Origin of the sequence: Bacillus sp. ISL-4, from assembly GCF_018613275.1 — a bacterium.
Classification (GTDB): Bacteria; Bacillota; Bacilli; order Bacillales; family DSM-1321; genus Peribacillus; species Peribacillus simplex_E.
Window position 1 is genome coordinate 1 of the sequence record NZ_JAGGQN010000087.1, and the last position, 8570, is coordinate 8570.

An 8570-nucleotide genomic window follows, 5' to 3' on the forward strand; every position below is an offset into this window, starting at 1 on the left:
TCTTTTTGTACTCGGGTCAACAACACCCTCAAAGAATTTTCCCTTGATGAACGTATCTCGATACATCAGTTTGGCCGACTTTTTTGAACATGTGGAGTCCGCCGTCATGGCGGTATGGATAGTAGGGGCGTTTGTGAAAATTTCCGTATTTTATTATGCATCTGCTTTAGGTACAGCGCAGTGGCTGAATCTCTCCGACTATCGTCCTGTTGTATGGCCGATAGGGATTTTGATTGTCATATTCAGCTTTTGGTCGTTGCCTAGCTCTATGGATGCCAGTCGTAATGATATCAACGTCTTCCCTTTACAAAGTATTTTGATGCAAACGATCATTCCACTGTTATTGTTGGTGATTGCTGCCATACGGAAAAGAAAAAGAAAAGGAGTTGATTCATGCTAATACATAACGTTGTTGTCCTTAAAATATTTTAGTAATCTTTAGTTTTGGTCCTAACCCAAAAAGCGTTAAATTTCCGGAAACTTCCGTTAATGGGAGCCTTCTATCCCCACTCAATGAAAGTAATCTACTTCTAAGAGGACTGAGAGAATGCGGATATACCCCAATCAGTTTAATAAAATAGAAATTCACTTGGATGAGATATTCGCGGAGATGGAAATGGAAATCCATGTTGTGGCCTATATCCGAAGACAGGGCTATTAAACAACCGGTGGAATTGCCGGAAAAAAGGTGAAGGAAAAATGAGATTGGGACTCTTTTTAATCCGTTTAGGGAGTTTATGAAAAATTAAATCTGTCAGTGGGTTGCGCGCGTGATTCGGATTTTCGATTCTATTACAGAAAGGAGAAAGATGATGGAGAAAGGTAAAATTTCCTCGCTTCAGATGGCAGTCATGATGTATCCCACGATAGTGGCTACCGCCATTCTTTCTGTTCCAAGTATTACAGGAAAATATGCCAAAACAGATTTGTGGCTGTCCCCTATTTTGGCGTCTCTTATCGGGTATGTGACGGTGTATATCGCTTATAAGCTGCACCAACTTTATCCGAAACAAACGGTAATCCAGTTCAGTGAACACATCATTGGTCGATTCGCCGGGAAAATTATCGGTTTTTTAATCTTGTTTTTTTATATCCAGGGCACAGGACAAATAACCAGAGCTTACGCAGAATTTATTGTCGACTCCTTTCTAGTCAATACCCCAATTAGTGTAATCATGGCATCGATGATATTCCTCAGTGCCTTGGTCGTACGCGGAGGATTAGAAGGATTAGGAAGAGCAGCTGAATTGTTTTTGCCAATGTTTATATTTCCAATCCTCCTCCTAATCATCTTAGTGTCTACCGATTTAGAATTTAAAAATATATTCCCGCTATTGGAGGATGGGATTACGCCTCCAACCAAGGGCGCGATTGTACCGGGTGCATGGTTCACAGAGTTTTTTCTTATCACTTTTCTTCTCCCTTTTTTAGCAGATAGGAAAAAAGGAATGAAGTATGGAATGATGACGGTATTTGCCGTGATGATGACGTTAGTTGTGGTGAATCTGGTTGTTCTTTTTGTACTCGGACCAGCGACATCCTCTAGGGTTTATCCCTTGATGCAAATAGCTAGATACATCAGTATCGCTGACTTCTTTGAACATATGGAGTCCGTCGTCATGGCCATTTGGATCGTAGGAGCGTTTGTCAAAATTTCTGTGTTTTATTATGCGGCTACTTTAGGTACCGCACAGTGGCTGAATCTTTCGGACTATCGGCCTATTGTATGGCCGTTAGGGATTCTGACTGTATCATTCGGCTTTTGGTCACTTCCTAACACAATGGAATTGGCTCGGTATAATATCGGGGCTTTCCCCCCTTTCGGACTATTGATTCAAACGATGATTCCTCTGTTTTTGTTGGTGATAGCTGTTATAGGGAAAAGAAATAGAAAGAGAGTCGATTCAAGCTAGTATTTCATACGTTGTCAATTTATTCTTTAATGCATTTTATCATTCTTTGGTCCTAAGCCAAAAAGCATTCATTTCCAGTAGTGTGCGAAGTGACCTTCTATCCGAACTTAATGAAAGTAATCTATTTCTGGAATGAAAGGGTATGGGTTTATTCATTGGTGGACATGCCCATGACACTATCTTATTGAAAGAAACGTGTAGAAAATTGCTTCTGTAATTCATGTATTTTCATAAAAAAGGGACAGAGTTCCTGACCCTTTTTATAAACAGAATCAGTCTATTAAGTAAGCTATTAAGCAAAAGTAATATCCATTTTCAATTAAAAAACCATTTCGTTATTACCCATAATAGTTTTTTTGAAAAAATTTCCGGAAGGAGCTTGAGAGAATGAGTCGAGAAAGAGTGATTAAAATCTACCAAGATGTTTTAGAAAGAAAAATATATCGTTTTCCCAATAACTTTTTCTTAGACAAAGATGGAAAAAAATATTTGCGCTATATGACATGCTATTTACTTGAGGAACGATTATTGATACCGGTACATGAAATTCCTCTAAAGGTAAAGGCGAGTACTTTGTGGTGTCACCGTCTAAGACCACCTGCTCTAATTTATGGATGGAATTATTTTGATGTAATTGATAATGCCTACCCAGGACAATTCAGGCCATGGGAGTTTAAACAGGTTCCTAGTAGATATTGGTATGGAGAAGAAGGGAAAAATCGCGCTATTAATGCTGTAAAATATGTGATTGAGGAAGAACTCAAAATCCCCATGGAAGAAATTCCTTTCCAAGTTGATTTTCATTTTTTTAAAAAATATAGTTTAAGGGGTGTCTTTAATCTTTTTGGAGACTCTCCATTTCAAGTGATCGAAGCTGTTTACCCTGGAGTATTCCATCCCTGGCAATTTGTTAATGTACCACTGAATAGTTGGACAAATCAAGTATATATTCAGGAGACAATGGAATGGTTCCTATTCCAACAGCTTGACTTTTCATCTTATGAAGAAGCATTGATGAAGTTAAAGAAACAACACTTTTTTGACTTCCGGCTAACAGGTATATTTCAAAGGGCTTTTGACTCTCGATTGGAGAATGTTAGGAAATGGATAAAGCAAAGAAACCGTTATATATCTGTCGCGAATAGCAAAGCGAAAATATTCAAGAGTTATAGTAAGTAGTGAAAAAGAATATAAAAAGGGCACGAGATTGTTCGGTTAGAGTTGTACAAAATATATCATTCTGACGTTCGTAAAAGTACACTTTTACGAACAGGTCATTTTTTAATATAATTGTTCTCTTTTAACGTTCGTTAAAGTTTAAAAATACTTTACGAATGTTCTTTATTTCTTTTCTCTATTTTTATAATAAATCAATAAAGTGAAGTACGCGGGTTGAGTACTTTTCTCTTGTTTTTATTTTATTTTACTATTATACTTACACTCTTGTTTGCGTATTGCGACAACTTAATGAAATTCAACTAGGAGGCATACAGATATTATGGAGAACTTCACTTATCATAACCCCACAAAATTAATCTTCGGAAAAGATCAGCTTCAAGCGTTATCAGAAGAAATCCCTAAATACGGAAAGAATATTTTGCTCGTTTACGGTGGAGGAAGCATTAAACGAAACGGGTTATATAATCAAGTTCTTACGTTATTAAAAGATTTAAAAGTAAACGTGCAAGAGTTAGCTGGAGTAGAACCGAATCCTAGATTATCTACGGTAAGAAAAGGAATTGATATCTGTCGAAATGAAAAAATTGATTTCTTGTTAGCTGTTGGCGGAGGAAGTGTTATTGATTGTACAAAAGCTATTGCTGCTGGAGCTCAGTATGAGGGAGATGTTTGGGATATCATCAACAAAAAAGTAACAGCTACAAAAGCACTACCGTTCGGAACAGTATTAACATTAGCAGCAACGGGTTCTGAAATGAATCCTGATTCTGTTATTACTAATTGGGAAACAAATGAAAAATATGTTTGGGGGAGCTCTGTAACACACCCTTCATTTTCTATTTTAGACCCTGTAAATACGATGTCTGTTCCTAGAGATCAAACAATTTACGGCATGGTAGACATGATGAGTCACGTATTTGAACAATACTTCCATAGCGTGAAAAACACACCTCTACAAGACCGTATGTGTTATTCAGTATTACAAACGGTGATTGAAACAGCGCCGAAATTACTAGAGGATTTGCAAAGTTACGAACATCGTGAAACCATCTTATTTTCAGGAACAATTGCATTAAACGGAACACTTCAAATGGGTTACTTTGGCGATTGGGCTTCCCATACAATTGAACATGCTGTATCAGCAGTATATGATATTCCTCATGCGGGCGGCTTAGCAATTTTATTCCCAAATTGGATGAGACACGTTCTCGATCAAGACGTAATTCGTATGAAGCGTCTAATGCTGAGCATGTTTGATATTGAAACAGCAGGCAAAAGCGACAACGAAATTGCTTTAGAAGGAATAGATAAGTTACGTACTTTCTGGTCAAGCCTTGGTGCACCGTCTCGCTTATCTGATTATGATATCGGAGAAGAGAGACTAGACGAAATTGCAGAAATAGCTGCTCGTGAAATGGAGCATGGAGGATTTGGCAACTTTAAAAAGTTAAATAAAGCAGATATCTTATCTATCTTAAAAGCTTCATTGTAAAATAAGAAACACAAAAAAAGTAGCAGATGTATATCTACTACTTTTTTTGTGTGGATTTCATAAAACGAATATCGATATGTTCTCAATTCCTTATATTATTTGGATTTGAAATTTCTTCTGGATTAGTATATGGTTCGTCAATTACTTTGTCTCGCTGTATTCGAACTTCTCCTTTTAACTTCACTACAATAGTTGTATAAGCGATTGCCATTATCCAAATTAAAGGGAACCTGAATAAAGAAATAATTTCTGCTATAAACAATCGAATGTCATTTTTAAAGATCACTTAGGGAGGAATTAGTTAACATAATACGGATTATTAACATAAAAGTTAAAATCACTGATTAAAAAATAATTTAATTTGATATGAATTGTTGCCGGTAGTAGCTTTTTCTTTATGCAACTGATATGAACGAAACTGTCAACCCACCACACCCAAATGTTTTTAAATGGTGTTTCATTCAGCTATGAATAGAGTTATTCCTTGTTCAACTTATAAACCAAATATCCTTTCGGATTTAGCTTATCAAGGGCGTACTTTCCCTTGATAAGCTAAATCGAAATGGATACAATTCTAAAAGTTGAACAAGGATAACCTTAAAAACTTGGCACGAAGGCAAAACGTTGACGGTGGTATACAAACTGATATGCGTGGGTTGGTTACCACATTTCACTCCATCCGTCACGGAGCTGCCTCGGACTAACGGCGCACGTTCAGTACCTAGACCTAGTGCATAGTTGCACATGAGGGTTCTCCTTCCCGGGGGTTTGCCTTCGAGCCAAATCTTCAATTCTAAATCACAAAATTATGATTCGATAAAATCATTTATTATAATCTTACTTTCGATCTGCTTAAGCAACATTCGATACACTTACTTGCTTATCCTCAATGGCACAACCGATAGCCCAAATAAAACCAAGTAATTCTCTGGCTACTGCAACAACAGCTACTTTTCCACCTTTTCCTTTAGCAGAGATGCGATGATATTTCATATGAAGCCGGTGTTGAGCTTTCCAAGCTATACGTTTTGCCTCTGGATCTTGACCTTCTTGACGTTTAAGCAATTCACCTTTAAGAGATGGTCGATGGCGATAAGACCAACAAACTTCTACTATGGAACGACGAATTTGGGAGTTTCCGGTTTTCGTAATGGAACCTTGCCAACGACTAGACCCACTCGAGTATTCCTTTGGAACAAGTCCAGCATAGGACATTAGTTGTCTTGGGTTTGAAAAGCGAGAAAACTGTCCAATTTCAGCTACCAAAGTAACAGCTGTGACTTCTGCGACTCCTCTTAATGTTTGAAGAGCTTGAATTACTGGAGCATGTTCACTTTGAAGGGCTTCTTCATGAATCTGAGCTTCGATTCGTTTCATACGATCTTCAACTTCATTGATTGCATGAAGATATTCTTGAAAAACAATACGTTGAGAAGCTCTTTCAAATGTTAATCGTTTTAACCATTCACGATGTTTTACGGACCAATTTCTAACTCCTTGCGGAGGACGTATTCCATGGCGAAGTAAGAAGTGAACAAGTCTCTGGCGAGAACTTTGTAAATCCTCACGAGCATCATGACGAGCACGAATTAAGTCTCTCAATGCTTCATGATCTTCATCTGGAACCCATACAGAAGTAAGCTCTCCAGCGCGAAGTAGCTGAGCTAATCTAATAGAATCTCTTTTATCTGTTTTCACACGATCGCCCGATCGCTTTGGAATAAGGGAGGGTGCGACAACCATACAATCAATGTCCATAGATAGAAGAAATCGATAAATTCCATATCCAGAAGATCCTGCTTCATAACATACTAATAGGCTTTCAGGCTTCCCTAACTTTTTCATCAATTTACGAATATCCTCTGGTTTATTTTGAATAGTTCCATGAAATCTAGGTTCACCACGACCAGAATCAGCAACCGCAACAGCAATTGAATCTTTAGATACGTCTAAACCAACAAATTTTTGAACATCCTTCATAATATAGGCTCCTTTTCGTGTGTAGCTCTACACTTGGTTTTTTATTTTTGGTAGTAACATTATGACCAAGTGCAATCTACGTTAAGCGATGGGAGCCGTTTTCGTTCATTATGACTAACGGGGCAGGATAGTTGAACAAGCGTGTGTATTCATACTGTTCATTAAACCCAAAATTCCCTACTGCAGATCTTCATAATAACAACCTCAAATCCATAAAATTGTTTATAAAGATTTATTAAAAATTAGCCATAATTAAACACCCAAGTATCAACCTTTGTGCCTGCCGAAGGGGGAAAAGACAAAAAAGGAAGAGCAGCTTTCGCTGCTCTTCCTCCCAAAGTGTACCTGCTTACTAATTAAAACGTAATACTAGGTAATTTCCGTTCAATATCATTCTCTCTACTTACATTATACCGTTATTTATATTCTTTTTATAGACTGTTTTTTTTGTAATTCCTACGCTATACTGCTAAATACAAATCTAAAAATAGAAGAGGTGTATCAGTATGGATGACAAAAAAGATGTCTTAGATAAGGGTCCTTTTTTTCATGGTACTAAAGCAGAACTGGAAATTGGTGATTTATTAGAACCGCAATACTTATCAAATTACCAAGAAAAAAAATCTAACCATATATACTTTACTGCAACATTAAATGCTGCCAAATGGGGTGCTGAATTAGCAAAATCTAATTCAAAAGAAAGAATCTACATTGTAGAACCATTAGGAGATTTTGAAAATGATCCTAACTTAACTGATAAAAAATTTCCTGGAAACCCAACACGCTCATATAGATCTAAATCGCCTCTAAAAATAATAGCTGAATTAGCTTCATGGGAAAGACACTCCGATGAAGAGATAAATCATATGCTTACATCTTTAAAAAAATTAAGTGAAGAAGGAAAAAATGTGATATACGATTAATTTTCAAATCTAACCAAAGTTCAAGAAAGTTCTATTTCGCATTGAGGGCGCTTTTAAGCGTCCTTTTTGCTTTTTTAGGGAAAAAAAACCTAGGGGCAACCTCTCACGAAGGCGAGAGAGCCCCGTATGGCGTCTGTCAACGGTACCGGACCGAAGGGAGGATAAGGAGTTGATAGACTCACTTCACCAAGACCCTCTTGGTGTCTCAAAAGGCAACACCTCTGGTTAATTGTTAAATCTATTTCTAGAGTTTTTTGATATTTTGGTTACTATAGGTGACGCACTTATTTCTTATTTTCGGGATAAAAACAAGAAAAAAACCAGATAGTAAAATTACTCTTTTTACGTCAAAATATGTGTCAGGTCTACAATAAGCCTTATTGGACTAAAGGGGCAGGTTAGTTTAACAAGTGCAGTGTATTCGTACTGCGAAATAGCAAAATAACAGCTACTGATGTTCTGTTTCTTTTTTTTGAAATTTGTAAAAATTATAAATAGGGATAGTCCAATGACTATCCCTAACATTACATATGATTTCGATTAACGAGTTCTTCCGCCTAATTGTTGTTCAGCCATTTGCACTAAACGTTTTGTAATTTCTCCACCAACAGATCCGTTTGCACGAGATGTTGTATCAGCGCCAAGTGTAACACCGAATTCACTAGCGATTTCGTATTTCATTTGTTCTAGAGCTTGCTCTGCACCATTAACTACTAATTGATTACTGTTGTTATTTCTAGCCATGTTGTCAGCTCCTATGAATGTAATGTGTTGCTAGTCATAGGTTTTGATATGGTTAAGAGTTATATACATAGAATTTAAAATAAATTAAGGCAGTGATTAAGTGAAATTAAAACTCATCTGTAGCTCTAGAAGGGAAGGGCACAGGAAAACATTGATGCCACCGGGGCGCAAGGTAAGGGTTTCAGAAGCTCCGAAAAGCAAATAATCTGAGGCAGAGGCTTTCTCCTCCTATTGCACAGTTTGTGTCAACTCTACAATAATCCTTAATAACGGGTGCATTAGCTAAAGATCAGAACTGTCTTTGAGGTAGCTTTTTCTTTATGCAACTAAACCAGCTAA

General features: G+C 37.1%; 7 protein-coding genes. 5 read left to right on the plus strand and 2 right to left on the minus strand.

All coding sequences use genetic code 11. The annotated features are described in order from the left end of the window. The 4 genes from J7J00_RS27635 to J7J00_RS27650 form a co-directional block, all read left to right on the plus strand. Window positions 1-400, plus strand: a 400-nt coding sequence (locus J7J00_RS27635) for a GerAB/ArcD/ProY family transporter (RefSeq protein WP_214796387.1), incomplete at its 5' end; no start/stop codon positions are given. A 412-nt stretch (window positions 401-812) separates the two neighbouring features. Further along, complete coding sequence (locus tag J7J00_RS27640) at window positions 813-1913, plus strand: GerAB/ArcD/ProY family transporter (RefSeq protein ID WP_309487263.1); 1101 nt, start codon at window positions 813-815, stop codon at window positions 1911-1913. A 387-nt stretch (window positions 1914-2300) separates the two neighbouring features. Continuing rightward, window positions 2301-3092: a DUF4046 domain-containing protein gene (locus J7J00_RS27645; RefSeq protein ID WP_214796389.1), complete on the plus strand. Its 792-nt coding sequence runs from the start codon at window positions 2301-2303 to the stop codon at window positions 3090-3092. A gap of 319 nt (window positions 3093-3411) precedes the next feature. Further along, on the plus strand, window positions 3412-4584 hold the full coding sequence (locus J7J00_RS27650) for an iron-containing alcohol dehydrogenase (RefSeq protein WP_214796391.1): 1173 nt from the start codon (window positions 3412-3414) through the stop codon (window positions 4582-4584). Window positions 4585-5436: 852 nt separating this feature from the next. Here the strand turns inward: J7J00_RS27650 and J7J00_RS27655 are convergent. Next, entirely contained in the window at window positions 5437-6564 is a 1128-nt protein-coding gene (locus J7J00_RS27655; RefSeq protein WP_214796394.1) for an IS110 family RNA-guided transposase, read from the minus strand. A 506-nt stretch (window positions 6565-7070) separates the two neighbouring features. Between J7J00_RS27655 and arr the strand changes: the two genes are divergently transcribed. Next, window positions 7071-7487 (plus strand): NAD(+)--rifampin ADP-ribosyltransferase, encoded by a 417-nt coding sequence (gene arr, locus J7J00_RS27660; RefSeq protein ID WP_214796395.1) that lies wholly within the window; start codon window positions 7071-7073, stop codon window positions 7485-7487. A gap of 540 nt (window positions 7488-8027) precedes the next feature. Here arr and J7J00_RS27665 read toward each other — a convergent pair. Beyond that, the gene (locus J7J00_RS27665; RefSeq protein WP_034304517.1) at window positions 8028-8231 is read right to left on the minus strand and encodes an alpha/beta-type small acid-soluble spore protein; all 204 of its coding nucleotides are present in this window, start codon (window positions 8229-8231) and stop codon (window positions 8028-8030) included. Window positions 8232-8570: the final 339 nt, after the last annotated feature.

Bases quoted from the DNA above. Each gene is read 5' to 3' on its own strand.
- J7J00_RS27645 (WP_214796389.1), top strand. From the start codon at position 2,301: ATGAGTCGAGAAAGAGTGATTAAAATCTACCAAGATGTTTTAGAAAGA.
- arr (WP_214796395.1), top strand. From the start codon at position 7,071: ATGGATGACAAAAAAGATGTCTTAGATAAGGGTCCTTTTTTTCATGGT.
- J7J00_RS27665 (WP_034304517.1), bottom strand. From the start codon at position 8,231: ATGGCTAGAAATAACAACAGTAATCAATTAGTAGTTAATGGTGCAGAG.
- J7J00_RS27650 (WP_214796391.1), top strand. From the start codon at position 3,412: ATGGAGAACTTCACTTATCATAACCCCACAAAATTAATCTTCGGAAAA.
- J7J00_RS27640 (WP_309487263.1), top strand. From the start codon at position 813: ATGGAGAAAGGTAAAATTTCCTCGCTTCAGATGGCAGTCATGATGTAT.
- J7J00_RS27655 (WP_214796394.1), bottom strand. From the start codon at position 6,564: ATGAAGGATGTTCAAAAATTTGTTGGTTTAGACGTATCTAAAGATTCA.